The organism is Kribbella pratensis, from assembly GCF_004365355.1.
Lineage (GTDB): Bacteria > Actinomycetota > Actinomycetes > Propionibacteriales > Kribbellaceae > Kribbella.
Genome location: NZ_SODP01000002.1, coordinates 250,367 through 275,431, shown reverse-complemented (window position 1 = coordinate 275,431; position 25,065 = coordinate 250,367). Strand labels below are relative to the sequence as shown.

The following is a 25,065-nucleotide window of genomic DNA, read 5'->3' as shown; positions in this document are numbered from 1 at the left end:
CTAGCAGGGCAGCTCTAGCAGGGCAGCTCTAGCAGGGCAGCTCTAGCAGGGCAGCTCTAGCAGGGCAGCTCTAGCAGGGCAGCTCTAGCAGGGCAGGTCTAGCAGGGCAGGGAGCGGTACGTGTAGCCGAGCTTGGTCAGCTTGGTGAGCGCGCTGTCCAGGGCGGCGACGGTCTGGGAGCGGTTGCCGCCGCCGTCGTGCATCAGGATGATCGCGCCCGGGCGGGCGCCGGACATGATCGCGTGCTCGATATGGGCGGTGCCGGGCTTCTCCCAGTCCTTGGTGTCGACGTCCCAGAGCACCTCGTGCAGGTGGTCCGCCGCCGCGATCGCCTGGATCTTCGCGTTCGTCGCGCCCTCCGGGGGCCGCAGGCACTTCGACGCGATGCCTTGGCTGATCTCCTGCCGCACCTTCGCGTCCGGAAGCCGGGTCAGCGTCTTGTGGTCGTACGTGTGGTTGCCGACGTGGTGGCCGGCCGCGCGCTCGGCCGTGACCAGCTCCGGGAACTGCGCCACCTGGATCCCGATGACGAAGAACGTCGCCTGCGCATTGTGCTTCCGCAGTACCTGAAGGATCTTCGGCGTCCACTCGTGCTGCGGGCCGTCGTCGAACGTCAGGTACAGGACCTTGCCGTGGCCGGTGAGGTTCCAGTCGTCGACGGGCGGCTTGGGCGCCGGTGGCTTGACCGCGGGTTGCGTGGGTTTCGTCGACGACGGTTCGCCTCGCTTGGACGTGGTCGACGTACTGAGGAGTCCGTGACTCGACGCGTGGGCCGCGGGTTTCGCGGATGCGGACGAGTGTTTGGACGGACTGGCGGCTTGGGCTAGGACGGCACCGCAGAGCAGGGCGGCGACCAACGGCAGGAGTTTGCCGGGCGGCTTGGTCATGCACGGCATCCTCTCGCGTCGGGTGGTTCATCCAGGCACCGGGTCGCCCGTAGGGTGGCCCCCAGGCCGGAGATCCCGGCCCACAGACCAGTGAGGCGGCTGATGACCGACAGCGGTGAGCGTACGACGATGACCAGACGAACCCTGATCGGTGGAGCATCCGCCCTGGCCGCGGCCGGGTTCACGGCTGTGCCGGCGTACGCCGGTGGACCCGGGCCCGGCCGGACCGTCCGGTTGAGCGTGATGGGCACGACCGACCTGCACGGCAACGTCTTCAACTGGGACTACTTCAAGAACGCCGAGTACGACGACAGCGCGCACAACGACATCGGCCTGGCGAAGATCTCTACGCTCGTCACCGCCGTCCGGGATCGCATCGCCGCCGACCCCCACGCGCCGCGCCCGCTGCTGCTCGACGCCGGCGACACGATCCAGGGCACCCCGCTGGCGTACTACTTCGCCAAGATCGAGCCCATCACCGGCGGCCACACCCACCCGATGGCCGCGGCGATGAACCGGATCGGGTACGACGCGGCCGCGCTCGGCAACCACGAGTTCAACTACGGGATCGAGATCCTCCGCAAGTTCCAGCGGCAGCTGCGGTTCCCGCTGCTCGGCGCGAACGCCCAGGACTGGACCACCGGGCTGCCCGCGTTCCCGCCGTACGTGCTGAAGCGGGTGCACGTGCCGGGCGAGAAGCCGATCACGGTCGGCATCCTCGGCCTGACCAATCCGGGGATCGCGATCTGGGACAAGGCGAACGTCGAGAACAAGCTGAAGTTCGGCGGGATCGTCGAGCTGGCCAAGATCTGGGTGCCGCGGGTCCGCCAGGCCGGCGCCGACATCGTGATCGCGTCCGTGCACTCGGGGATGGATCTGTCCTCGTCGTACGGCGACGCGCTGCCGTACCCGGAGAACGCGTCCGTCCTGATGGCCGAGACGGTCCCCGGCATCGACGCCGTCCTCGTGGGGCATGCGCACCTGGAGATCCCCGAGCGCCTCGTTACGAACAAGACCAGCGGCGAGCAGGTCGTGCTGAGCGAGCCGCTGAAGTGGGGCATGCGGCTGTCCCTGATCGACCTCGACCTGCAGAAGGTCCGTGGGCAGTGGAAGGTGGTCGGCCGGCACAGCCAGGTGCTGAACGCGAACACCGTCGACGCCGACCCGCAGGTCGTCGGGCTGCTGCAGAAGGACCACGACAAGGTCGTCGAGTACGTGAACTCGAAGATCGGCACGTGCACCGAGGCGATGTCCGCCGCCACGGCACCGTGGGAGGACACGGCCGCACTCGACTTCGTCAACTTCATCCAGGCGGATGCGGTCTCGAAGGCGCTGGTCGGTACGCCGCAGGCGTCGCTGCCGGTGCTCGCGATCGCCGCACCGTTCAACCGGGCGGCCGCGATCCCGGCCGGCGACGTGTCCATCCGCGATGTCGCCGGGCTCTACATCTTCGACAACACGCTGCTCGCGGTGACGATGACGGGCGCGGAGATCAAGGATTATCTGGAGTTCTCGGCGCAGTACTACAAGCAGGTGACCGGGGCCGGGCCGTTCCCGTCCGACCAGGTAACCAACGCGCCGACCCCGACCGCTCCGAATGGCACGCCGGACTACAACTACGACGTACTCGGCGGGCTGACCAAGCCACTGACCTACAAGATCGACATCGCCAAGGCTGCGGGGGCACGCATCACGGACCTCGCATACGACGGGGTTGCGGTGGCGGCCGACCAGCAGTTCGTTGTCGCAGTCAACAACTACCGCCAGTCCGGCGGCGGCAACTTCCCGCACGTCTCCACCGCCCCGGTGGTCTACAACCGCCAGGTCGAAATCCGCCAGCTGATGATCGACTACGTCACCGCCACCGGCGAGGTCGACCCAACCACCTTCCACACCGTCGACTGGTCCCTGACCTCGAACGGCACCCCGATCGTCATCACCGCCTGACCCAGCTCTTGACCCGGGAAAGGCTAAGTGATTTAGTCAGTTTGTGACTTACTCAGCGGCTGAGGTGCCGCCCAGCCTGTCGGACCGGTTGACCGAGTCGATTCTCGGCATCATCCGGGACGGCGGGTTGGGGCCGGGGGATGCGATTCCGTCCGCGCGGGAGCTGGCGAAGCGGTTCGCGATCACCACGCCGACGGTCCGCGAGGCGCTGCGGAAGCTGGAGGCGACCGGGGCGGTCGAGTTCCGGCACGGCTCCGGTACGTACGTCGGTCCGACCATCAACAACGTCGTACTGGCGAATCCGCACCGTCCGCCGATCACCAAGGACTCGGTCCTGCAGCTGATCAGCGCCCGTCTCGTGCTCGAGCCGGCCGTCGCCGCACAATCCGCCGTCGCACGCCGGCCGGAAAACCTGGAGCGCCTGGAGGCCGCGGTCACCAACGCGCTGATCCCGCCCGGCGGTCCCGCGTTCGCGCTCAACTTCCACGTCGAGCTCGCCGCCGCGTCCGGGAACCCCTTGTTACAAGAGGTTCTGGCGTCCCTGCTGAAGGTGCGGGTGCGCGAGCAGCAGCAGATCCGCGCCCTGTACGACAACCGCGAGCGCGACCACGAAGAGCACCAAGCGATCGTCGAGGCCGTCCGCGCCCAGGACGCCGCCGAGGCCGAACGCCTGACCCGCGAGCATCTCGACAACATCCGCCGCGCCATCGAGTCCGCGCCGGAGTGGTCATGAAGCTTGCCGAGATGACGACTGACGAAGCGCTCGTCGCCGTACGCCGGTCTCCGCTGGTGATCGTCCCGGTGGGGGCGCATGAGCAGCACGGCGGCGGGATGGCGATGTCCACCGACACCGTGCGCGCCGTCGGCGTGGCCGAGCGGGTCGCGGAGCGGCTGGCCGGTCGCGCGGTGATCGCGCCGGCCGTCCCGTACGGCGTCTCGCCGCACCACATGGCGTTCGCCGGCACCATGACGTTGTCCCCGGCAACGTTCATGCAAGTACTCCGGGATGTCGTCGCAAGCCTGCACGAACACGGCTGGCGGCGGTTCCTGGTGATCACCGGGCACGGAGGGAACAACCCCGCCCTGTCCGTGCTGGCGCAGGAGTACGTCCGCAGCGAGCTCACGTTCGCGTGGACCCCGGTCACGTCCGTGGTGTCGGACCTGATCACAGGAGTCAGTGAGGTACACGGTCACGCCGGCGAGGCGGAGACCGCGCAGATGCTGTACCTGGCCCCGGACCTGGTCCAGGCCGATCGCCTGGAGCCGGGCGCCACCACGCTCGATGGATTGACCCCGACCGCCCGGCTGTCCCGGCAGTCGCGCGGACCGCGGCTGTCTGTCGGGTTCGACGCGTACCACAAGCGTGGCGTACTGGGTGACCCCCGTCGCGCCACCGCCGAGGACGGCCGTCTGCTGGTGGAGACCGCCGCCGACCGGATAGCCGCCTTCGCCGACGAGTTGCTCTCAGCCTGATGGCCTGACGCACCACCCCGAACACTGGACCTTCGCTCAGGGAGGTCCAGGCGCGAGCCTGCCCGCCTGCAGGCCGCCTGCCCGAGGAGGCACCCTGATGAACCTCGCACGCCCGAAAACCCTCAGCCTGTCCGGTTGGTATTCCACCCGGCGGATCGGCGCCCTGCTGGCTTCGGCGGCCCTGGTGACCGCCGCCACCACGTTGCCCACGGCAACCGCATCTGCCGCGTCCACCACACCGGGCTGCGGCAAGCAGGCCGCCCCGAGCGGCGACTACACGATCCAGAGCGGGGGTCTCACCCGCACCTACCGCCTGCACCTGCCGGACAACTACCGGAGCTCCAAGGCAGCCTCGCTCATTTTGGTGTACCACGGTCGCGGCAAGACCGGTGCTCAGACCGAGGCGTTCTCGGACCTGTCGAAACTTGACGCGATCGTTGCCTATCCCAACGGTGTGATCGGCGACGAGGACAAGCAGGCCTGGCAAGGAGCGCCGTACTCCGCCAAGGGTGTCGACGACGTGAAGTTCACCGCCGACCTGCTGGACGACCTGGAGTCGAAGTACTGCGTCGACACCCGCGCCGTCTACGCGACCGGCAAATCCAACGGTGCCGGCTTCACCGGGATTCTGGCCTGCCAGATGGCCGATCGGTTCGCGGCGATCGCGCCGGTCTCCGGCGCGTTCTACATCGAAGGCACGCACTGCGCGCCGAGCCGTCCGATTCCGGTGCTCGACATCCACGGCACCGGCGACACGACGATTCCGTACAGCGGTGACGGCGAGCGGGACCTGCCGAGTATCCAGACCTGGGTCCGCGACTGGACGGTCCGCGATCACTGCAATCCCGATCCGAAGACGAGTCAGCTCGGTGACGACGTCCTGAAGTTCACGTACAAGGGCTGCAAGGCAGACGTCGTACACGTCGCGGTCACCGACGGCGGGCACAGTTGGCCGGGCTCGGACTCCACGTCCGGACCGGGCTACGTGACGCAGACCTTCGAAGCGCACGAGTTGATCGGCGCCTTCTTCAAAGCGCACAAGCTCTCATGAGTACGGCTACAACCACCGACCGCGGGGAGCTGCCCCGGCTGGTCCGGGCGATGGCTGTCATCGAGCGGGTCGGGAACGCATTGCCGCATCCGTTCTGGCTGTTCTGGATCCTGTCCGCGATCCTCGCCGTCGTCAGCGCGATCCTGTCGGCCCTGGATGTCTCGGTGCTCTCGCCCAAGGACGGCAAGGAGGTCGCAGTACAGAACCTGCTGTCCGGTGACGGGCTGCAGATGGCCGTCTCGACGGCGATCTCGAACTTCGCCGAGTTCCCGCCGATGGCGACGATCGTGGTCGTGATCATGGGCGTCGCGCTCGCCGAGCGGACCGGGTTTCTGCAGGCGCTGATGCGGGTCAGCGTGTCGCGCGTGCCGACGTCGATGGTGGTGTTTGCGGTCGCGTTCGCCGGCACGATGGCGCACGTGGCGTCCGCGGCGGCGTACATCATCCTGGTCCCGCTGGGCGGGCTCGCGTTCCGTGCGGTGGGGCGGTCGCCGATCCTTGGCATCGTGGTGGCGTACACCGCGATCGCGTCCGGGTACGACGCGAGTCCGATCCCGACCCCGAACGACGCGATCTTCGCCGGCATCACTACGGCGGCCGCGAAGACGATCGATCCGAACGCGCACGTGTCGGTGCTGTCGAACTGGTTCTTCAACATCGCGTCGTCGATCCTGTTGGCGCTGGTGATCACACTGGTCGCGAGGCTCGTGCTGAGCAAGCGCACCGACCTGGACGCCGATCCGGAGGCACCCGGCGACGACCCGGATCAGTTGTCGGTATCAGTTGCCGAACGCAAGGGTCTGCGCCGGGCCGGCATCGTGTTCCTGGTCGCCGCGGTGGCGATCGTCGCTGTCCTGCTGCCGCACGATTCCCCGTTGCGCGGCAAGGACGGCAGCATCGTCGACTCCCCGTTCCTGGACGGGATCGCGATGGTGGTCGCCGTGCTGTTCGGTCTCGTCGGCATCACGTACGGCGTGGCGGTGAAGGCGATCGAGCGCGCGGCCGACGTACCGAAGCTGATGGCCGAGGGGATCAAGCAGATGGCGCCGGTACTGGTGCTGTTCTTCGCGATCGCGCAGTTCCTCGCGTACTTCGACTGGAGCAACATCGGCGACCTGCTGTCGGCGGAGTCGGCGCGCTGGCTGGGTGAGCTCGGTGCGCCGAAGGTGGTGATCTTCCTCGGCATCCTCGCGCTGCTCACGGTGATCAACGTCCTGGTGACGAGCGGCTCGGCGATGTGGTCGCTCACGGCGCCGATCCTGGTCCCGATGATGCTGCTCCTCAACGTCCCCGCCGAGACCACGCAGGCGCTCTTCCGCATCGCCGACTCGGGCTCGACTGCGATCACCCCGATGAGCCCGTACTTCGTGATGGCCCTCGGCTTCCTGCAGCGCTACCGCAAGGACGCCGGCGTAGGCACGCTGGCGTCGTACACCGTGCCACTGGCGGTGTCGATGACCGTCGCGTGGACCCTGCTGTTCCTGGCATGGTGGGCCCTCGGCATCCCCCTCGGCCCAGGCGCACCGGTCAGATAAGGGGACTCCTCAGGTGACGTTGACGCCGGCTGTACGCAGGTCGGTCAGGGCTTGTTCGGTGGTGGAGGGGGCGACGCCGGCGGTCAGGTTGATGAGGACGGTTGTGTCGAAGCCTTCCTTGCGGGCGTCCAAGGCAGTGGCGCGGACGCAGTAATCCGTCGCGATCCCGCAGACGTCGACGTCGGTCACGCCCTTGCCGCGGAGCCAGTCGGCCAGGGCGTGACCGCCTTCGTGCGACTTCCCCTCGAACCCGGAGTACGCCGCCGCATACTCACCCTTGTCGAAGATCGCGTCGAACGGCTGCGGGTCCAGATTCGGGTGGAAGCTGACCCCGTCCGTGCCCGCGACGCAGTGCCGCGGCCACGAGTGGACGTAGTCGGGCTCCCTGGAGAAGTGGTCGCCGGGATCGATGTGGTGGTCCCGGGTGGCCACGACGTACGCGTACTGGCGGTCGTCGGGTTCGGCCTCGTGCCATTCGTGGAGAAGTTCGCCGATCCGGAACGCTACGTCGGCGCCGCCGGCGACGGCCAGGCTTCCGCCTTCGCAGAAGTCGTTCTGCACATCCACCACGATCAGTGCCCGGGCCATCGCGACGCTCCTTCATCGGGGGAGTCCCTCAGCCCACGGTACAAGTGCCGACGCTGTCCGTGCTGTATTGCGCGCTACGCGGGTAGCAGGGTCCCGCCGGTGACGCGCAGGATCTGGCCCTGGATCGCCTTCGTCCTCGGCGAGGTGAGGAACAGGATCGCGTCCGCGAGTTCGGTCGTCTCCGGCAGGTGCCGTGCGCTGAACCCGGCCGCGATCTGCTCCAGCGCAGGCTGCGGGATCACCCGGTGCGCGCCGTTCTCCAGGGTGATTCCGGGCATGACGACGTTCACGAGTACGCCGTCCGCACCCAGATCGTGCTGCACACTCGCGACCAGCCCGTGCAGCCCCGCCTTCGCCGCGCTGTACGGCCACGATCCGGGCAACCCACGCTCGGCCAGATCCGTGGAGATCAGCACCAGCCGCCCGTGGGACGACCGCCGCAACGCCGGCGCCACCTGCTGCACCAGGTGGTAGTTGCCCTCGAGGTTGGCCCGCATGATCGGCACCCACCACTCCGGCCGGCCGGCCTCGACCTTCGTGGGCCGGTCGTGGAACTCGGCGTTGCCCCAGTCGACCGCGTTCGCGACCACCGCATCGAGCCCGCCCCAGTGCTCCACCACGGACGCGACCGCTGTTGCGATCGTCTCGGGCGCGGCGAGATCCATCGGTACGACGTACGCCGTGCCACCCGCGTCCTCGATCTCCGTCGCGACCGTCTCCGCGGCGTCCTTCCGCGAGTTGTAAGTGATCGCGACCCGCGCCCCCTCGGCGCCGTACGCGATCGCCGTCGCCCGTCCGATCCCCGACGACCCGCCCGTCACCAGCACCGCCGCGTCCTTGAATCCCAGGTCCATGACCCGTCCTTCCGGTATTTGTTAGTCGGCTAAGCAGAAAACTTAGCCGACTAATAAATGCGGCGCAACCCGTCCGCGTCTGCCGAATCCCAGGCGTGCGGGCGCACAATGGCGCTCTCCGGGGAAAGGAGCTGCGGTGAGCTTCACCGTGCTGGCCGTGGTGATTGCCGTCGGACTGATCGGTCCGCTGCTGGCGTTGCGGCGCGGTTGGCACATCCCGGTCGTGCTCGGCGAGCTGCTGGCCGGTGTCATCCTGGGCAAGACGGGGTTCGGGTACTTCGTGGCGTCCGACGACAAGTTCACGTTCCTCGCCGAGATCGGGTTCGGGCTGGTCATGTTCGTCGCCGGGACCCACGTTCCGGTCCGGGACGAGAGTCTGCGCAAGGCGATCCGGCCCGGGCTGCTCCGCGCGGTGGTGACCGGCATCGTCGCGACCGGTGTCGCCTACGCCCTGAACGCGGTCGTCGACACCGGGCACGTCGCGCTGTACGCCGTACTCATGGCTTCCTCGTCCGCGGCGCTGGTTCTGCCGATCGTCGACTCGCTAGGACTCGGTGGGCGGCCAGTGGTCGAGCTGCTGCCCCAGGTCGCGATCGCGGACGCCGCCTGCATCGTGGCGCTGCCGCTGGCGATCGATCCGCCGCACGCCGGGCGGGCCGCGCTCGGCGCGCTCGCGGTTATCGCTGCGGGTGCGGTGGCGTACGTGCTGCTGAACTGGGCGGAGCGGTCCGGCGTGCGGCGTCGGGCGCACAAGGTGTCGGAGGACCGCCAGTTCGCGATCGAACTGCGGGTCAGTCTGATTGTGCTGTTCGCGCTCGCCAGACTGGCGACGGCGACGCATGTGTCGATCATGCTGGCCGGATTCGTCCTCGGGCTGGCGGTCGCGGCCGTGGGTGAGCCGCGGCGGCTGGCCCGGCAGCTGTTCGCGCTGACCGAAGGGTTCCTCGGGCCGGTGTTCTTCGTCTGGCTCGGGGCGTCGCTCGACCTGCGCGAGCTCCTCACCAAACCGGAGTTCATCGGCCTCGGCGCAGCGCTAGGCCTCGGTGCCGTGATCAGTCATCTGTCCGGGATGCTGACTCGGCAGCCCATGAGCCTCGGCGTTCTGGCGTCGGCCCAGCTCGGCGTCCCGGTCGCGGCGGCGACGCTCGGTACGACGTTGCACGTGCTCCAGCCGGGGGAGCCGTCCGCGCTGATCCTCGGTGCGCTGGTGACGATCGCGGCCGGCGTCGTCGCGGGCGGCATCGCCGTACGGCGGGGTCTGGTCTCGGCGAAGGCGGTGTCGGGATGACGGCCGATCCGGTGGCGGCGACCGCGGCGTACGAACGATGGCTCGCGGGCCGGATCCCCGTCGTAGCGGAGGATCTCGAGCTCAAGCATCGCGAACTCGCGGCGGATCCGCTGCACTTCCTGCGCGGGACGTACTACCTCTGGCTGGAGCGCGTCGCCGAACTGGTGCCGAGCGTGCTGGACGGGCCGCAGGTGCCGGAGGTCGGTGACCTGCATGTGCAGAATTTCGGGACCTGGCTCGACCATCGCGGCGTACGGCGCTGGGGCGTCAACGATCTCGACGAGCTGGTCTGGGGCCCACCCGCCCTCGACCTGCTCCGGCTCGCGGTCTCGGCCGTGCTGACCCCGCAGGTGGCGATCAGCCCGAAGCGAATCTGCCGCCTGCTCCTCGACGGATGGTCCACTGCCGAACCGGGTCGCGCCGTCGATCTGGCCGATCCGGGGGCCGAGCACCTGCGTGCGCTGGTACCCAAAGCGACCGATGCCGATCGGTACTACGGCAAACTGCGCGAAGGCATGCCCGCGGACCCGTCGGTGCTACCGAGCGCGGTCAGGGCGGCCGTCGAGATCGCTGATGCCTCCTGGCACCATCGCCAGGCGGGCACCGGATCCCTCGGCCACCCGCGGATGGTTGCTGTTGGCAAAGACATTGCGCGCGAGGTGAAGATCGTCGGTCCACTCACCACGGGCTTCGTGCCGATCGGTGCGCAGGCGGACGACCTTCTGTACGGCCGCGTCCTGAGCGCCGTCCGCGGACCTTATCCGATGCGTCGCATCGACGGTTGGCAACTCCGCGCCCTGTCCCCGGACGTCGAACGCATCACGATCGAATCCCTCCGCCCGAAAGCCGTCGAACTCGTCCTGACCTCGATGGCCCGGGCCGCCGCCGACGTCCACGGCGTCATCCCACACCACCTCCACGACGCCCGCCGCCACGTCGAGACCCTCCCACCCACCTGGCTGCTCGATGCCACCCATCAACTCGCGGAGGACACCAAGTCCTGCTTCGAGGAGTACGCCCGCTCCAGGAGCTGAAACGCGCGGCCCGGTTTCGCGACAAGGTGAGCGGACAGTTATCGTTTGACGGCGCATAGTCACCGAGTCATGGGTCGGCATCTTCCGCCGGAGCGGGCCCAGGGGGGTTCGCTCATGAAGAAGGCTGTCCTGGCAGTTGTCACCGGCGCGGCTGTGGTCGCCGCGGCGCTGGTCCCGTCCGGCCCGGCGGTGCAGGCCGCGACCGTGGCGAGTGCGCATACGGCGCCGCGGGGATTCGGCTCGGCGTTGTCGTCGGTGGAGCAGTCGTCGTGGCAGACGAACGCGAGCGTGAACTCGGTCGCCGTCGCGGGTGACCTGGTGTTCGCGGGCGGCCTCTTCACCCGGGTGCGGCCGCCGGGGAAGGCCCGCGGTGTCAGTGACGTGGCGCGGAAGTACTTCGTTGTGCTCAACCGGACCACCGGCGTACCGACGCGGTTCGCGCCGCAGGTCAACGGGCCGGTGTGGAGTGTGGCGACGTCGCCGGACGGCCACTGGGTCGTGATCGGTGGTGACTTCACCGCCGTCAACGGGGTGCCGCGGTCGCGGGTGGCGATGTTCAACGTGGCCACCGGCAAGCTGGTCTCGGGATGGGACCCGGTGGTGAACTTCCGGGTGGCGGCACTGAAGATCACCGACAAGACGGTCTACCTCGGCGGCTCGTTCGGCCAGGTGGACAAGATGGCCCGCAGCCGTCTCGCTGCGGTCACGCTAAGCACCGGCACGCTGCTGCCGTGGAGCCCGGACGCGAACGACGACGTCCACGCGATCGAGGTGTCCACGGACGGCGATCGGGTGTTCGTCGGCGGTGGCTTCACCCGGATCGGCGGCCGGAACGATCACGCCCTCGCGATGCTGAACGCGACGACCGGCGCGGTGCTCCCGATGCCCGCGATCGCGGCGATCCCGCCGAGGTCCGAGGACTGCGACAGCCAGGTGAAGGACCTCGAAGTCCAAGGAAACAAAGTCTTCGCGGCCAACGCCGGCTCAGGTATCGGCTGCTACGACGGGGTGCTGGCCGCGGACGCGACGACCGGCAAGCTGATCTGGCAGAGCAACTGCCTGGGTGCGACCGAGGCGATCAAGGCGATCGGCAACTGGCTGTACAAGGGCTCGCACGCGCACGACTGCAGCTCCGACGGCGGGTTCCCGGACAAGACCGGGATGCATCATCTGCTCGTCTACAGCACGATCACCGGCAAGCTCGGCCCGTGGTTCCCGAACACCGATGCGGGCGGGGAGACTCTCGTCGGCCCGCTGGCATTCGCCTCCGGGGGCAACGACCTGTGGGCGGGCGGCGATTTCACCGAGGTGAACGGCGTACCGCAGGAAGGTCTGACGCGATTCACCAGCGCCCCGGGCGGCGCCGCGCCCGCCCGGCCGGCCGCACCGAAGGTCGCGAGCGCCCGGGCCAACAAGGTGACGATCAGCTTCCCGACCGTGCTCGACCGGGACAACCTCACCCTCACCTACCTGCTGTACCGCGGCAGCACGCGGATCGGCAGCTGGTCGCGTACGTCGAACTCCTGGACGACGCCGACCGTGACGACCGTCACCGACTCGCGTCTGACCAGCGGCCAGGGGTTGTCGTACCACCTCGAGGTCAGCGACGGCCGCAACGTCCGGAAGAGCCCGACGGCCAAGGTCAAGGTCCGCTGACTCGACTCCGCCTACCGCCGTACCGTCCGGCCGCTTGACGTGTGATTGGGTGGTCGGCATGACCGGCGCGGAGCACTTGGCAGTGATTGCTGCCGGGCTCGGTGCAGGCATCCTGACCTCGACCGTCGGTGTCGCGTCGTTGCTGAGCTTTCCGGTGCTCATCGCGCTGGGGATCCCGCCTGTCGTCGCCAACGCGTCGAACACTCTTGGACTCTTACCGGGCGCACTGAGTGGCGCGTTCGGGTACCGGCGCGAGCTGCGTGAGGTGCCGCGCCACCAGACGCTTGCCGTCGTGGTCATCTGTGCCGTCGGCGCGATCGGCGGCGCCGCGCTGCTGCTGGCGCTGCCGTCGCGCGTGTTCGCGGCGGCGGCGCCTTGGCTGATCCTGTTCACCTGCCTGATCGTCGGGGTCCACCCCTGGATCTCCCGTTGGCTGCGCTCCCGATCCGGCCACCCGCACGGGCTGCGGCGATCGATGTCACCGGCAACGATTCTGTTCACCGCGCTGACGGGCGTGTACGGCGGCTACTTCGGCGCCGGAGCCGGAGTGATGATGATGGCCGTCCTCGGCCTCGGGCTCGACCTGGAGCTGCGGATCGTCAACGGTCTCAAGACACTCGCGCTGCTCGCGGCGAATCTGGTCGCGAGCATCATCTTCGTCTTCATCGCCGACCTCGACCTGACCGCGAGCGGCCTGCTCGCGGCCGGCTCCATCGTCGGCGGGTACGTCGGCGCCCACATCGGCCGCCGGCTCCCGGCCACAGTGCTCCGGGTCCTGATCGTGCTCGCCGGCGTGGTCGCCGCCGTACTGATGCTGCGCTAGCTGGAGAACTGGATGGACAGCTAGACGTGCTGCGAGATCGCCGCGGCGGCGATCAGTAGGCAGATGCCGCCGTTCAGGTACGGGTGGCTGACCAGAATCGCGACGAACTCGCGGATCGTTGCCGTCGGCCAGTAGTACGCCGCGGTGGGGGAGCCGATCACCTGGCCGTTGACCTTCGCCCTGCGCGCCGTCATCGCGGCGCGGAACGCGTGGAAGTTGTTCGTCACGATCAGGCAGCGGTACTTCGGCGTCCGTGCGACCATCAGCGCCCGGCTGAACGTCAGGTTCTCCAGCGTGCTGGTCGACCGGTCCTCGCGCAGGATGCGGTCGTCGGGGACGCCACGCTCGATCAGGTACGACGCCATGGCGTGCGACTCGGGGACGTCCTCGTCGGGGCCCTGCCCACCGGACGTGATCATCATCGGCGGACGGCCCCTGCGCAGCGCCCGGTCGTACACCTGCTTGGCGCGGTCCAGCCGGCTCGCAAGCAGCGGCGGGACCCGCGAGCCGCGCAGGCCGGCGCCGAGCACGACCACGAAGTCGACCTTCCGGGACGAGCGGACCCGGCTGTAGACGAACGCGTACACCAGGAAGCAGACGAACAGGAACGCGATGTAGGTCAGCACCCCGATCAGCACGGAGCGCAACGCCGCCAGCGGCTCCCAGCCGATCTTCTGCACCGCCACGCTGAACACGACGAACCCGATGATGCCCAGCCCTGCGAGCAGCGACAGCAGGTTGGTCAGGCGACGGCCTTCCCGGCGCAGCATCGTGATGCCGTTGACGACCAGGAACACCGCGAGGACGGCGATCGCCAGCGGGATGATGCCGAGGATCGCCAGCACCAGCCAGCGGGCCGCGGTGTCGTTGAACGCGTCGACGACGAAGATCATCCCGATCCCCGCGAATATCAGCGTCAGGACCAGGAAGATCCCGTTCTTGAACAGCCGCCGGTCCCGCAAGAAGCTGACCGCGAAGACGACGAACCAGAACGCGGCGATCAGGAAGGCGTACATCGGGCACATGAAATCACGGCGCCCTGACCAGAAGCTGGAACTGCCGGATTCGTGAGTGTCCGCGTGTGCGAGGCTGACGCCATGAGCAGCGTGACTAACTGGGCCGGCAACGTCAGGTTCGCCAGTGAACTGCAGCGGCCTCGGTCCGTCGAGGAACTGCAGCAGCTGGTCGCGGCGGCGGACAAGGTGCGGGTGCTCGGCACCGGGCACTCGTTCAACCGTATCGCCGACAGCACCGGCACGCTGGTGAGCGTGCAGGATCTGCCCGCGACCGTCGAGGTCGGCGAGCGCGGGGTGACCGTCTCGGCCGGACTGCGGTACGGCGAGATCACGGCTGCCCTTCAGGCCCAGGGTCTCGCGCTGCACAATCTCGGATCGCTGCCGCACATCTCGGTGGCGGGCGCCTGCTCGACCGGCACGCACGGGTCCGGGGACGGGAACGGGCCGCTGGCCGATGCGGTCAATGCGATCACGTTCGTTGACGCTCGCGGCGAGCTCGTCACGCTGACCCGTGATGACGAGGACTTCGCCGGCTCGATCGTCTCGCTCGGTGCGCTCGGCGTGACGGTGAGCATGACGCTCGACGTACAACCGTCGTACCAGCTCAGCCAGGTGGTGTACGACGGGTTGCCGGTGGAGCGACTCGGGTCGGACTTCGCCGAGGTGATGGGGAGTGCATACAGCGTCAGCGCGTTCACCGACTGGGTCGACCCGGATGTGATGGTCTGGCGGAAGTCGCGTGATCTCGGCGAGCCGGCGCCCGAGTGGCTGGGCGCCCGTCTCGCGGACGGGCCGCGACACCCGATCAAGGTGATGCCGGCCGACTACGCGACCCAGCAGGGCGGCGTACCGGGTCCGTGGAACGAGCGGCTCCCGCACTTCCGGCTCGAGTTCACCCCGAGCAACGGCGACGAGCTGCAGTCGGAGTACTTCGTACCGCGCGAGCGGGCGGCCGAGGCGTTCGAGGTACTGCGGGCCTTGGGCAACCAGTTCGCGCCGGTGATCCAGGTGTCCGAGGTACGGACGATCGCCGCCGACGAACTGTGGCTGAGCCCGAGCCAGGGCCGTGACACCGTCGCCCTGCATTTCACCTGGATCCAGGACGAGGCCGCGGTCCGTCCGGTCGTGGCTGCGATCGAGGAAGGGCTTGCCTTCCTCGACGTACGACCGCACTGGGGCAAGGTCTTCGCCGCCGATGCCGCGACGCTGGCCGAGCGCTACCCGAAGGTGAAGGATTTCATCGAGCTGGCGGCGAAGTACGACCCGGCCGGCAAGTTCCGCAACGACTACCTCGACACATTCCTGCCCCGGGGCTAGAGCTGGGTCACGTCCTCGAGGGTCGAGCCGATGGTCCACAGGAGGTTGCGGAGGATGCGGCGGTCCTCGGGGGTGAGGTGCGCCAGCGCCCGGCGACCTGCGCGGTCGTAGATCTCCTGGACGGTGTGGGCGAGCTCGACGCCGCGGTCGGTGAGTTCGATCCCGACCTGCCGGGCGTCGGTGCTGCTCTTCACGCGGCGGACGAGGCCGGCGGCCTCCATCCGTTGGGTGGTTTTGGTCGCGGTCGGAACCTCGACGTCCAGGACCTTCGCGAGCTTCGCGACCGGGAGCGAGCCGTGGTGCAGGAGCTTGGCCAGGACGAGCTCCTGGCCGGTGTGGAGTCCGGTGCCGGCCAACTCGGCGCCGACGGCCTTCCGGGCGGCGCGGTCGGCGAACCGCAGGGCGACCAGCACGTCGGTCACCGAGGCGGGGGCCTCGGGCGGCCACTCGTCCTTGGCGATCTCCGCGCTCATGTATGGCTCCGGGGATGGAAGGGGTTGCGGGCGTCGTAGTCGCCTTCGTACTCGGTCGGGATGGCCGGCTCGCCGCGGCTCAGCTGGCTGGCCGAGCGGGGGAGCTCGTCGCGGACCTTCTGATGGAACGCCTGGGACTCCGCCGGCGTGGTCCGGCCGATGATCTTCCCGGCCTCGACCAGCGGTTTCAGCAGCACGCGGTCGTCGCCGTCGTCGACCGGCTGCTCGCCGACCCCGATGAGCTCGATCTCCGCGACCCCGGCCGCCGACCGGCGCCGCAGCGCCCATTTCCGGCCGCCGATCGAGATCTTGTCCGGGCTCTTCTTCGCGACCGGGACCAGCGCGCCGCTCTCGTCCTCGCGCGCGACCAGCTTGTACACGAACCCACAGGTCGGGTACCCCGAGCCGGTGACCAGCGACGTACCCACGCCGTACCCGTCGACGGGCGCCGGGGCGAGCGCGGCGATCTGGAACTCGTCCAGGTCGCTGGTCACGATGATCCGGGTCTTGGTCGCGCCGAGCGAGTCGAGCAGCTCGCGGACCTGACCGGCCAGCGAGGGCAGGTCGCCCGAGTCCAGCCGGACCGCGCCCAGGTCGGGTCCGGTCAGCTCGATCGCGGTCCGGACCGCCTCCGCGACGTCGTACGTGTCGACCAGCAGCGTGGTGCCCTTGCCGAGCGCGTCGACCTGGGACCGGAACGCGTCCCGCTCGCGGTCGTGCAGCAGCGTGAACGAGTGCGCCGCCGTACCGGTGCTGGGGATGCCGTACCGGCGGGCCGCCTCCAGGTTCGAGGTCGCGGTGAAGCCTGCGATGTACGCCGCCAGCGCCGACGCAACCGCCGCCTCTTCGTGGGTACGCCGCGAGCCCATCTCGATACAGGGCCGGCCGCCGGCCCACCAGGTCATCCGCGACGCCGCCGAGGCGACCGCCGAGTCGTGGTTCAGAATCGACAGGAAAACGGTTTCCAGGAGCACTGCCTCCGCGAACGAGGACTCGACCACCAGGACCGGGGAGCCCGGGAAGAAGATCTCGCCGTCGGCGTAACCGGAGATGTCGCCGGTGAACCGGTAGTCCGCCAGCCAGTCCCGGGTAGCCTGGTCAACGACGCCGCGATCGGCCAGGAAGGCGATCGTCTGCTCGTCGAAACGGAACCGCTCGAGCGCGTCGAGCAGCCGGTTGACGCCGGCCACCACGCCGTACCGGCGGCCGTCCGGCAGGCGGCGGGCGAACAGCTCGAAGACCGAGCGGCGTTGCGCCGTGCCGTCGGCCAGGCTGGCCTGCAGCATCGTCAGCTCGTAGTGGTCCGTGAGGAGCGCCGTCGAGTAGGGCGCGGTGTCTGTCACAAGGGCAGCCTATTGCGAGACTCGGACCGATGATGGGGAGAATGGACAGGTGAGCACCGCACCGAGCGAGTTGGACAGCCCCGAGGTCACCGAGGCGATCCAGCTGAGCCCGCCCTGGATGACGATCGTCTGGAACGATCCGGTGAACTTGATGGACTACGTCACGTTCGTGTTCCAGACGTACTTCGGCTACTCCAAGCAGAAGGCGGAGAAGCTGATGCTCCAGGTGCACCAGGAAGGCAAGTCCGCGGTCTCGAACGGCAACCGGGAAGCGATGGAACGCGACGTGGAAGCCATGCACTCCTACGGCCTGTGGGCCACCTGCGAGAAGTCGTGACCCGGTTCCGCAAGCGCCGCAAGACCGTCGTCGTCAGCTTTGCCGAACACGAGGCGGACATCCTGGCGAACCTGCTCCGCAACCTGGTCGAGCTCCTGTACGACGGCCTGCCGCCGCGCTCGGCCGAATCCTCAGACCCGCTCGCGGCGCTGCTGGAGTCGGACGGGCCGACCTCGCCGCCGGAGGACGTCGTCCTGCAGCGCCTGCTGCCGGACGCCTACAAGACCGATGATCTGGCCTCGGCCGAGTTCCGCCGCTTCACCGAGCGCGGTCTGCGCGAGGGCAAGGTCACCGACGCGAAACGGGTCCTGTCGGCCCTCGAGGAGTCCGGCGCCGACGAGATCGCGCTGGAGCCCGACGAGCAGCTCTCCTGGCTCCGCGCCTTGAACGACTTGCGGCTGGCGATCGGCACTCGCCTCGACATCAAGGACGAGGAGGACTACTCCACCTGGGAGAAACTCCCCGACGACGACCCGCGCCGCCTCACCTACGACCTCTACGACTGGCTCGGATACCTCCAATCGGCGTTGCTGCATAACATGCGCTAGGTGAGCTATCCGAGGGTTGGGGCGCCGGACTTTCCTGGGATCGAGCGTGGGGTGCTCGAGTTCTGGGAGGGTGATGGGACTTTCCGCGCGTCGTTGAAAGGTGAGGACGAGTTCGTCTTTTACGACGGGCCGCCGTTCGCCAACGGGTTGCCGCACTACGGGCACCTGCTGACCGGGTACGTGAAGGACGTCGTACCGCGGTACCAGACGATGCGCGGGCACCGGGTCGAGCGGCGCTTCGGGTGGGACACGCACGGGCTGCCGGCCGAGCTGGAGGCCCAGCGGGTGCTCGGGCTGAAGACCAAGGCGGAGATCCTGCAGCTGGGGATCGCGAAGTTCAACGACGCCTGTCGGGCGTCGGTGCTGAAGTACACGGACGAGTGGCGTACGTATGTGACCCGCCAGGCGCGATGGGTCGACTTCGAGCATGATTACAAGACGCTCAACCCCGACTACATGGAGTCGGTGATCTGGGCGTTCAAGACGCTCTACGACAAAGGCCTGGTGTACGAAGGGCTGCGCGTCCTCCCGTACTGCTGGAACGACGAGACGCCGCTGTCCAACCACGAACTGCGGATGGACGACGACGTCTACCAACCGCGCCAGGACCCGTCGGTCACGGTCGCCGTCGAGCTCGAGACGGGCGAGCGGTTGCTGGCCTGGACGACGACGCCTTGGACGCTGCCCAGCAATCTGGCGATGGCGGTGGGGCCGGACGTCGACTACGCGGTTGTTCTGGTGGACGGCCGGGAGACGATTCTGGCCGAGGCTCGATTGGCTGCCTATGGGTACACCGACGTCGTCCGGCGCCTGAAGGGCACGGACCTGATCGGCCTTCACTACACCCCGCTGTTCGACTTCCTCGCCGGGACCGACAACGCCTTCCAGGTGATCGCGGCCGACCACGTCACGACCGACGACGGTACGGGCGTCGTGCACATGGCACCGGCGTACGGCGAGGAGGACCAGCTGGCCTGCGACGCCGTCGGGATCCCCACCGTGCTGACCGTCGACGACGCGGCACATTTCACCGCCGTCGTTCCGCCGTACCAAGGCCTGCACGTCTTCGAGGCGAACCGGCCGATCATCCGCGACCTGCGCGCCGCCGGGGCGCTGGTGCGCGAGGACAGCATCGTGCACAGCTACCCGCACTGCTGGCGGTGCCGAAACCCGCTGATCTACAAGGCGGTCTCGAGCTGGTTCGTCGAGGTGACCCGGATCCGCGACCGGATGGTCGAGCTGAACGAGCAGATCACCTGGGTGCCGGAGCACGTCAAGCACGGGCAGTTCGGCAAGTGGCTGTCGAACGCGCGCGACTGGTCGATCAGCCGGAACCGGTTCTGGGGCTCACCGATCCCGGTCTGGCGATCGGACGATCCGGCGTACCCGCGGATCGACGTCTACGGCTCGATCGAGGAGCTGGAGCGGGACTTCGGGGTGGAGGTCCGCGATCTGCATCGACCGTACGTCGACGAGCTGACCCGGCCGAACCCGGACGACCCGACCGGGCGGTCGACGATGCGGCGGGTGCCGGATGTGCTGGACGTGTGGTTCGACTCGGGGTCGATGAGCTTCGCGCAGGTGCACTACCCGTTCGAGAACACCGAGTGGTTCGAGAATCACTTCCCAGGCGACTTCATCGTCGAGTACATCGGGCAGACGCGCGGCTGGTTCTACACGATGCACGTGTTGGCGACGGCGTTGTTCGACCGGCCGGCATTCCGGTCCTGCCTGAGTCACGGGATCGTGCTCGGCAACGACGGGCAGAAGATGAGCAAGTCGCTGCGGAACTACCCGGACGTCACCGAGGTCTTCGACCGCGACGGCGCGGACGCGATGCGCTGGTTCCTGATGTCCAGCCCGATCCTGCGCGGCGGCAACCTTGTCGTCACAGAACAGGCCATCCGCGACGGCGTCCGCCAAACCCTGATCCCGTTGTGGAACGCCTGGTCCTTCCTCACGCTCTACGCCAACGCCGCCGGCGTGTCCGGCACCTGGTCGACCACGTCGCCGCACGTCCTGGACCGCTACCTCCTCGCCGGCCTCCGCACGCTCGTCGTCGACGTCCAGACCCATCTCGACCGCTATGACATCGCGTCGGCCTGTGACGCAGTCCAGGGCTACACCGAGGTTCTCACCAACTGGTACATCCGCCGCTCCCGGGACCGCTTCTGGTCCGGCTCACAGGACGCGATCAACACGCTCTACACCGCCCTCGAGGTCCTGTGCCGTACGGCGGCACCGCTCCTGCCCCTGGTAACCGAGAACATCTGGCGCGGGCTGACCGGGGAACGGTCGGTGCATCTGACCGACTGGCCGTCGTACGCCGAACTCCCCGACGATCCTGAGCTGGTCGAGCGGATGGAGCGCGCCCGTGAGGTGTGTTCGGTGGCCTCGTCGATCCGGAAGTCGAGCGGGATCCGGGCTCGGCAGCCGTTGCTGACATTGACGGTGGCCAGTGCTGCCGATCTGGCCGACCTGGTGCCGCTGATCGCGGCCGAGGTGAACGTTCGCGACGTCGTGCTGACCTCGGCCGACGCGGTCGACGCGCCGGTGTCGCAACGGTTGACGGTGAATGCGCGGGCAGCCGGCCCGCGGCTCGGTCGCGACGTACAGCAGGTGATCAAGGCATCGAAGAGCGGGGACTGGTCGGTTTCCGCCGAGGGTGTAGTAGTTGCTGGCGGCATCGAATTGCAGGACGGCGAGTACACGCTGGAGACCACGCTCGCCGACGGGCACGAGGCGAGTGCGCTGCTGCCGGGCGGCGGGTTCGTCGTACTGGACACGACGGTCACGCCAGATCTGGAAGCGGAGGGGGTCGCGCGGGACGTCGTACGCGCGATCCAGCAGGCTCGGCGGGACGCGGGGCTCGAGGTCACCGACCGCATCCGCGTGTCGGTGACTGCCGAACCCGCGGTGGTCGCGGCCGTGGAGACGCACCGCGAGCTGATCGCCGGTGAGGCGCTGGCCGACGACCTCGAGGTTGCCGAGGGTCGAGAACTGAGTGTGCGCGTCGAGAAGGCGGACGCGCATCACTGACCAACCATCGCCGCGTGCCTGGGTTCACGCTCAACCCGTCCAGGCTGGGGCCGGCCTGATGGACTTGGTCAGTGGCTGGTGTTCGGCAGCGGGAGATTAGTCTGCTGTCCATGGAGACGCGGAGGCTTGGACGGACCGGCCGGGACGTGGGCGTGGTCGGGCTCGGTGCGTGGCAGTTGGGCGCGGACTGGGGCGCGGTGGACGAGAGCGACGCGCTCGGCGTACTGCAGGCGGCCATCGAGGGCGGCGTCACATTCATCGACACCGCCGACGTGTACGGCGACGGGCGCAGCGAGCGCCTCGTCGGGCAGGTGCTGAAGTCCCACGATGGGCTGACCGTCGCGACGAAGATGGGCCGCCGGGTCGAGCAGGTCCCCGAGAACTACACCCTCGACAACTTCCGGGCGTGGAACGACCGCTCCCGCCAGAACCTCGGCGTGGACACGATCGACCTGGTCCAGCTGCACTGCCCGCCGACGCCGGTGTACTCGAACGACGAGGTGTTCGACGCGCTCGACTCGATGGTCGAGGAGGGCCGCATCGCGGCGTACGGCGTGAGCGTCGAGACCTGCGCCGAGGCCCTCACTGCGATCGCGCGGCCGAACGTCGCGTCGGTGCAGATCATCCTCAATGCGTTCCGCCTGAAGCCGCTCGACGAGGTGCTCCCCGCCGCGCAGGCGGCCGGCGTCGGCATCATCGCCCGCGTTCCGCTGGCGAGCGGTCTGCTCTCCGGCAAGTACGACGAGCACACCACGTTCTCAGCCGACGACCACCGCACGTACAACCGCCACGGCGAGGCCTTCGACGTCGGCGAGACCTTCTCGGGGGTGGACTTCGCAACCGGCCTGGAAGCCGTCCGGCGCCTCATGCCGTGGCTCCCGGCCGGTGCCACGATGGCCCAGTTCGCCCTCCGCTGGATCCTCGACCAGCCCGGCGTCTCGGTCGTCATCCCCGGCGCCCGCAACCCCGAACAGGTAGCCGGCAACATCTCCGCCGCCACCCTCGCCCCCCTCACCGACGACCAACTGACCGCCGTCCGCGCCACCTACGACGAACTGATCCGCCCCCAGCTCCACGACCGCTGGTAGTTCAGGCGTTCACGACCGCAAGCGTCGTGCTGACGATCCCAGAGACGATGGCGACGATCGCACCGAGCGTCGCGAGAATCTTGCTCCCGCTGACCCACAGGCCTTTGTTCAGCTCCCGCCAGCGTCGGGGGACGAACGCGAGCTTCAGCTTCTGCCACTTGTGCTGGCGGTAACTGCAACCCATCAAGATCCCGCTCGAGTTGTTGCGGCACAGCTGGCCGGTGCGGGTCTCGGCGCCGCAATACACCGGCGCCTGGAACAGGAAGTACGCCGTGACCAGCGTCCATCCGACGATCAGCACAGCCGGACCCAGCTTCCATGTCCAGGCCGTGGTGATGAGAGCGACGAACAGCAGATAGCCCCAGTACTTCCGCAATCCCCTCATGTTCACGCAGTATCACCTACTGGCTACTCTCCGAAACCATCCAGTATCTGGACGCAGGACGGCGTCGGCGGGACGGGGCAGTTCGGCCAACTACCGTGGAGTCGTGCTGGTCATTGAGCAGGAGACGTACGACGCGATCGTCGCGCATGCCCGGAAGGATCATCCGGATGAGGCGTGCGGTGTGGTTGCGGGGGCGGAGGGGTCGGATCGGGCTACCCGGTTTATCCCGATGCTGAACGCGGCGATGTCGCCGACGTTCTACGAGTTCGACTCGGGGGACCTGCTCCGGCTGTACAAGGAGATGGGCGAGCGGGACGAGGAGCCGGTGGTGATCTACCACTCGCACACCGCCACCGAGGCGTACCCGTCGCGGACCGATATCAACCTCGCCCAGGAGCCGGGCGCGCACTACGTGCTGGTGTCGACGCGCGACGGTGCGGACTCCCCGGCGTACGACGGGCCGGTCGAGTTCCGCTCGTACCGGATCGTCGACGGCGAGGTCACGGAAGAAGAAGTACGCGTGGTTGGTTCCTATACAGAAACCTTTCAAGGAGAAGACTGAGATGGCGATCGAGCTGCGCGTGCCGACGATCCTGCGCACCTACACCGGCGGTGCGAAGGCGGTCGACGGCGACGGAACGACCCTGGCCGAGTTCATCGACAACGTGAACGGCAACCACCCGGGCCTCAAGGAGCGCATCGTGGAGGGCGAGCCGGAGGAACTGCGCCGGTTCGTGAACGTCTACGTGAACGACGAGGACGTCCGGTTCACCGGCGGCCTGAAGACCGAGGTCAAGGACGGCGACGTGGTCGTCGTGCTGCCGGCGGTGGCCGGCGGCGCCAAGAGCACGGTCTGACGATGCGTTTCGACAGCCTGCTCGACTCGGTCGGCGGCACCCCGCTGGTCGGCCTCCCGAAGCTCTCGCCGTCGGGGGACGTCCGGCTGTGGGCCAAGCTCGAGGATCACAACCCGACCGGCTCGATCAAGGACCGGGCCGCGCTGCGGATGCTGCTGGACGCGGAGAAGGACGGCCGGCTCCGCCCGGGCAACACGATCCTCGAGCCGACGTCGGGCAACACCGGCATCTCGCTGGCGATGGCCGCCAAACTGCGCGGCTACCGGATGGTCTGCGTGATGCCGGAGAACACCTCCGAGGAGCGCCGCCAGATCCTGCGGATGTGGGGCGTCGAGATCATCTCGTCCCCGGCCGCGGGCGGATCCAACGAGGCCGTCCGGGTCGCGAAGCAGGTCGCCGAGGACCACCCGGACTGGGTGATGCTGTACCAGTACGGCAACCCGTCGAACGCCCTGGCCCACTACGACGGCACCGCGCGCGAGATCCTCGCGGACCTGCCGTCGGTGACGCACTTCGTCGCAGGCCTCGGCACAACCGGCACGTTGATGGGCGCCGGCCGGTTCTTCCGCGAGCACAAGCCCGAGGTGAAGATCGTCGCCGCCGAGCCGCGGTACGGCGAACTCGTCTACGGCCTGCGCAACCTGGACGAGGGTTTCGTCCCCGAGCTGTACGACGAGACGCTGATCGACGCCCGCTTCTCGGTCGGCCCGCGCGACGCCGTCCGCCGGGTGCGCGAGCTGCTCGACAACGAAGGCATCTTCGCGGGTATCTCGACCGGCGCGATCTTGCACGCCGCGCTCGGCCAGGCGGCCAAGTGCGTGCGTGACGGCGAGACCGCGGACATCGCGTTCGTGGTCGCTGACGGCGGCTGGAAGTACCTGTCGACCGGCGCCTACGAGGGCACGATCGACGAGGCCGAGGACCGCCTCGAAGGCCAGCTCTGGGCCTGACAGGCCGGATGGTCCGGCCCGGCGGGCGGAGCGCCGGTCCGGGGATGCCTTTTGTTGCCTCGGGCATCCAAAGGGTGTTAGGTCATGGCCGCCTTACTGTTGTTTGAAGAAGAGCCTGCGGCCCAGTCGGGGCTGGATCCCGCGGCCCTTGCAGCTGTTGCACGGGCGTTGGGCGTAGCTGAAGACGCTGCCGTGGTGCCGGCCAGCACCTTTGCAGCGGCCGCATTTCGCGTTCGGGTGCAGGGACAGTGAGACGACGTACAGCGCGAACGCCGCCATCAGGAGCAGCAGCAGCATGCCGGCCGGCCCGATGGCCGTCAGCACGTCTGCGGCAGTGCTCGTGTTCGAGTCCGAGGCCTGACTGGCCGCCTGTCCTGCGGCGGTCACGTGGTCAGGCTGTGGAGTTGGTGCGGTGCCCAGTACCACCGCGAAGTGGTGCGCCAGGTTCATGGCATCACGAGGGGCGGTCGAACAAACATCGCTACAGAGTGGCGCGCATCACGCGAAAAGGCAATTCCATAACGTAAAGATGTGGATAACCTCGGCGTGTCTTCTGGTGAGGTTAGGTAAGGCTCC

25 protein-coding genes are annotated in these 25,065 nt (G+C 68.3%); 17 read left to right on the top strand and 8 right to left on the bottom strand.

The window, feature by feature from the left end:
* Positions 1-98: 98 nt before the first annotated feature.
* Positions 99-887 carry a polysaccharide deacetylase family protein gene (locus tag EV653_RS17880; RefSeq protein WP_134104867.1) on the bottom strand — a complete coding sequence of 263 codons (789 nt, stop codon included), beginning with the start codon at positions 885-887 and terminating at the stop codon, positions 99-101.
* A gap of 129 nt (positions 888-1,016) precedes the next feature.
* Between EV653_RS17880 and EV653_RS17875 the strand changes: the two genes are divergently transcribed.
* The 5 genes from EV653_RS17875 (at position 1,017) to EV653_RS17855 (ending at position 6,893) form a co-directional block, all read left to right on the top strand.
* Complete coding sequence (locus EV653_RS17875; RefSeq protein ID WP_202871725.1) at positions 1,017-2,834, top strand: bifunctional metallophosphatase/5'-nucleotidase; 1,818 nt, start codon at positions 1,017-1,019, stop codon at positions 2,832-2,834.
* 43 nt (positions 2,835-2,877) lie between these two features.
* Positions 2,878-3,567, top strand: coding sequence for a FadR/GntR family transcriptional regulator (locus EV653_RS17870; protein ID WP_238159863.1), 690 nt, complete (start codon positions 2,878-2,880; stop codon positions 3,565-3,567).
* Between the two features lie 11 nt (positions 3,568-3,578).
* Positions 3,579-4,307: a creatininase family protein gene (locus EV653_RS17865; protein WP_238159862.1), complete on the top strand. Its 729-nt coding sequence runs from the start codon at positions 3,579-3,581 to the stop codon at positions 4,305-4,307.
* A gap of 97 nt (positions 4,308-4,404) precedes the next feature.
* Positions 4,405-5,358, top strand: coding sequence for an alpha/beta hydrolase family esterase (locus EV653_RS17860; RefSeq protein WP_134104861.1), 954 nt, complete (start codon positions 4,405-4,407; stop codon positions 5,356-5,358).
* Complete coding sequence (locus tag EV653_RS17855) at positions 5,355-6,893, top strand: AbgT family transporter (protein ID WP_134104859.1); 1,539 nt, start codon at positions 5,355-5,357, stop codon at positions 6,891-6,893. Before EV653_RS17860 ends, EV653_RS17855 begins: the two co-directional genes overlap by 4 nt.
* Before the next feature lie 9 nt (positions 6,894-6,902).
* Here the strand turns inward: EV653_RS17855 and EV653_RS17850 are convergent, their stop codons facing one another.
* On the bottom strand, positions 6,903-7,481 hold the full coding sequence (locus tag EV653_RS17850) for a nicotinamidase (RefSeq protein WP_134104857.1): 579 nt from the start codon (positions 7,479-7,481) through the stop codon (positions 6,903-6,905).
* A 74-nt stretch (positions 7,482-7,555) separates the two neighbouring features.
* Entirely contained in the window at positions 7,556-8,335 is a 780-nt protein-coding gene (locus EV653_RS17845) for an SDR family NAD(P)-dependent oxidoreductase (protein ID WP_134104855.1), read from the bottom strand.
* Positions 8,336-8,471: 136 nt separating this feature from the next.
* On the opposite strand from EV653_RS17845, the gene EV653_RS17840 reads away from it, so the two are divergent.
* From EV653_RS17840 to EV653_RS17825, 4 genes are all read left to right on the top strand, one after another.
* The gene (locus EV653_RS17840; protein ID WP_134104853.1) at positions 8,472-9,623 is read left to right on the top strand and encodes a cation:proton antiporter; all 1,152 of its coding nucleotides are present in this window, start codon (positions 8,472-8,474) and stop codon (positions 9,621-9,623) included.
* The gene (locus tag EV653_RS17835; RefSeq protein ID WP_134104851.1) at positions 9,620-10,657 is read left to right on the top strand and encodes a DUF2252 family protein; all 1,038 of its coding nucleotides are present in this window, start codon (positions 9,620-9,622) and stop codon (positions 10,655-10,657) included. The genes EV653_RS17840 and EV653_RS17835 overlap by 4 nt, the downstream gene beginning before the upstream one ends.
* Positions 10,658-10,771: 114 nt before the next feature.
* Entirely contained in the window at positions 10,772-12,313 is a 1,542-nt protein-coding gene (locus EV653_RS17830; protein ID WP_134104849.1) for a fibronectin type III domain-containing protein, read from the top strand.
* 58 nt (positions 12,314-12,371) lie between these two features.
* The gene (locus tag EV653_RS17825; RefSeq protein WP_134104847.1) at positions 12,372-13,136 is read left to right on the top strand and encodes a sulfite exporter TauE/SafE family protein; all 765 of its coding nucleotides are present in this window, start codon (positions 12,372-12,374) and stop codon (positions 13,134-13,136) included.
* 20 nt (positions 13,137-13,156) lie between these two features.
* Here EV653_RS17825 and EV653_RS17820 read toward each other — a convergent pair whose 3' ends face one another.
* A complete protein-coding gene (locus EV653_RS17820) occupies positions 13,157-14,152 on the bottom strand; it encodes an ElyC/SanA/YdcF family protein (RefSeq protein ID WP_134104845.1) in 996 nt (331 codons plus the stop codon).
* Between the two features lie 81 nt (positions 14,153-14,233).
* Between EV653_RS17820 and EV653_RS17815 the strand changes: the two genes are divergently transcribed.
* Positions 14,234-15,469 (top strand): D-arabinono-1,4-lactone oxidase, encoded by a 1,236-nt coding sequence (locus EV653_RS17815; RefSeq protein WP_134104843.1) that lies wholly within the window; start codon positions 14,234-14,236, stop codon positions 15,467-15,469.
* On the opposite strand, the gene EV653_RS17810 is transcribed toward EV653_RS17815, so the two are convergent.
* Both EV653_RS17810 and EV653_RS17805 read right to left on the bottom strand, forming a co-directional pair.
* Positions 15,466-15,942 carry a MarR family winged helix-turn-helix transcriptional regulator gene (locus tag EV653_RS17810; protein ID WP_134104842.1) on the bottom strand — a complete coding sequence of 159 codons (477 nt, stop codon included), beginning with the start codon at positions 15,940-15,942 and terminating at the stop codon, positions 15,466-15,468. The genes EV653_RS17815 and EV653_RS17810 overlap by 4 nt on opposite strands.
* Positions 15,939-17,228, bottom strand: coding sequence for a nicotinate phosphoribosyltransferase (locus EV653_RS17805; protein WP_238160151.1), 1,290 nt, complete (start codon positions 17,226-17,228; stop codon positions 15,939-15,941). Before EV653_RS17805 ends, EV653_RS17810 begins: the two co-directional genes overlap by 4 nt.
* 106 nt (positions 17,229-17,334) lie before the next feature.
* On the opposite strand from EV653_RS17805, the gene clpS reads away from it, so the two are divergent.
* The 4 genes from clpS (at position 17,335) to EV653_RS17785 (ending at position 22,297) form a co-directional block, all read left to right on the top strand.
* A complete protein-coding gene (clpS, locus tag EV653_RS17800; protein WP_130444963.1) occupies positions 17,335-17,622 on the top strand; it encodes an ATP-dependent Clp protease adapter ClpS in 288 nt (95 codons plus the stop codon).
* Entirely contained in the window at positions 17,619-18,170 is a 552-nt protein-coding gene (locus EV653_RS17795; protein ID WP_134104838.1) for a DUF2017 domain-containing protein, read from the top strand. Before clpS ends, EV653_RS17795 begins: the two co-directional genes overlap by 4 nt.
* Positions 18,171-21,209, top strand: a complete 3,039-nt coding sequence (gene ileS / locus EV653_RS17790) for an isoleucine--tRNA ligase (protein ID WP_134104836.1) — start codon at positions 18,171-18,173, stop codon at positions 21,207-21,209.
* 110 nt (positions 21,210-21,319) lie between these two features.
* Positions 21,320-22,297 (top strand): aldo/keto reductase, encoded by a 978-nt coding sequence (locus tag EV653_RS17785; RefSeq protein ID WP_134104834.1) that lies wholly within the window; start codon positions 21,320-21,322, stop codon positions 22,295-22,297.
* Position 22,298: 1 nt separating this feature from the next.
* On the opposite strand, the gene EV653_RS17780 is transcribed toward EV653_RS17785, so the two are convergent.
* Positions 22,299-22,682 (bottom strand): hypothetical protein, encoded by a 384-nt coding sequence (locus EV653_RS17780; RefSeq protein WP_134104832.1) that lies wholly within the window; start codon positions 22,680-22,682, stop codon positions 22,299-22,301.
* Positions 22,683-22,785: 103 nt separating this feature from the next.
* Here EV653_RS17780 and EV653_RS17775 point away from each other — a divergent pair, with 103 nt between their 5' ends.
* Genes EV653_RS17775 through EV653_RS17765 form a run of 3 tightly spaced genes read left to right on the top strand, consistent with a single transcriptional unit; the run spans position 22,786 to position 24,489 of the window.
* Positions 22,786-23,244: a Mov34/MPN/PAD-1 family protein gene (locus EV653_RS17775; RefSeq protein WP_238159861.1), complete on the top strand. Its 459-nt coding sequence runs from the start codon at positions 22,786-22,788 to the stop codon at positions 23,242-23,244.
* Between the two features lies 1 nt (position 23,245).
* The gene (locus EV653_RS17770; RefSeq protein WP_134104828.1) at positions 23,246-23,539 is read left to right on the top strand and encodes a MoaD/ThiS family protein; all 294 of its coding nucleotides are present in this window, start codon (positions 23,246-23,248) and stop codon (positions 23,537-23,539) included.
* Between the two features lie 2 nt (positions 23,540-23,541).
* Positions 23,542-24,489 (top strand): PLP-dependent cysteine synthase family protein, encoded by a 948-nt coding sequence (locus EV653_RS17765; RefSeq protein WP_134104826.1) that lies wholly within the window; start codon positions 23,542-23,544, stop codon positions 24,487-24,489.
* A gap of 93 nt (positions 24,490-24,582) precedes the next feature.
* Here the strand turns inward: EV653_RS17765 and EV653_RS17760 are convergent, their stop codons facing one another.
* Positions 24,583-24,876, bottom strand: a complete 294-nt coding sequence (locus EV653_RS17760; protein WP_238159860.1) for a hypothetical protein — start codon at positions 24,874-24,876, stop codon at positions 24,583-24,585.
* Between the last annotated feature and the right edge of the window lie 189 nt (positions 24,877-25,065).

Excerpts from the sequence above, each read along its gene's own strand:
- EV653_RS17880 (WP_134104867.1), bottom strand. The coding sequence starts at position 887 with ATGACCAAGCCGCCCGGCAAACTCCTGCCGTTGGTCGCCGCCCTGCTC.
- EV653_RS17875 (WP_202871725.1), top strand. The coding sequence starts at position 1,017 with ATGACCAGACGAACCCTGATCGGTGGAGCATCCGCCCTGGCCGCGGCC.
- EV653_RS17865 (WP_238159862.1), top strand. The coding sequence starts at position 3,579 with ATGACGACTGACGAAGCGCTCGTCGCCGTACGCCGGTCTCCGCTGGTG.
- EV653_RS17860 (WP_134104861.1), top strand. The coding sequence starts at position 4,405 with ATGAACCTCGCACGCCCGAAAACCCTCAGCCTGTCCGGTTGGTATTCC.
- EV653_RS17855 (WP_134104859.1), top strand. The coding sequence starts at position 5,355 with ATGAGTACGGCTACAACCACCGACCGCGGGGAGCTGCCCCGGCTGGTC.
- EV653_RS17850 (WP_134104857.1), bottom strand. The coding sequence starts at position 7,481 with ATGGCCCGGGCACTGATCGTGGTGGATGTGCAGAACGACTTCTGCGAA.
- EV653_RS17845 (WP_134104855.1), bottom strand. The coding sequence starts at position 8,335 with ATGGACCTGGGATTCAAGGACGCGGCGGTGCTGGTGACGGGCGGGTCG.
- EV653_RS17835 (WP_134104851.1), top strand. The coding sequence starts at position 9,620 with ATGACGGCCGATCCGGTGGCGGCGACCGCGGCGTACGAACGATGGCTC.
- EV653_RS17830 (WP_134104849.1), top strand. The coding sequence starts at position 10,772 with ATGAAGAAGGCTGTCCTGGCAGTTGTCACCGGCGCGGCTGTGGTCGCC.
- EV653_RS17825 (WP_134104847.1), top strand. The coding sequence starts at position 12,372 with ATGACCGGCGCGGAGCACTTGGCAGTGATTGCTGCCGGGCTCGGTGCA.
- EV653_RS17820 (WP_134104845.1), bottom strand. The coding sequence starts at position 14,152 with ATGTACGCCTTCCTGATCGCCGCGTTCTGGTTCGTCGTCTTCGCGGTC.
- EV653_RS17815 (WP_134104843.1), top strand. The coding sequence starts at position 14,234 with ATGAGCAGCGTGACTAACTGGGCCGGCAACGTCAGGTTCGCCAGTGAA.
- EV653_RS17810 (WP_134104842.1), bottom strand. The coding sequence starts at position 15,942 with ATGAGCGCGGAGATCGCCAAGGACGAGTGGCCGCCCGAGGCCCCCGCC.
- EV653_RS17805 (WP_238160151.1), bottom strand. The coding sequence starts at position 17,228 with ATGCTGCAGGCCAGCCTGGCCGACGGCACGGCGCAACGCCGCTCGGTC.
- EV653_RS17785 (WP_134104834.1), top strand. The coding sequence starts at position 21,320 with ATGGAGACGCGGAGGCTTGGACGGACCGGCCGGGACGTGGGCGTGGTC.
- EV653_RS17780 (WP_134104832.1), bottom strand. The coding sequence starts at position 22,682 with ATGAGGGGATTGCGGAAGTACTGGGGCTATCTGCTGTTCGTCGCTCTC.
- EV653_RS17770 (WP_134104828.1), top strand. The coding sequence starts at position 23,246 with ATGGCGATCGAGCTGCGCGTGCCGACGATCCTGCGCACCTACACCGGC.
- EV653_RS17765 (WP_134104826.1), top strand. The coding sequence starts at position 23,542 with ATGCGTTTCGACAGCCTGCTCGACTCGGTCGGCGGCACCCCGCTGGTC.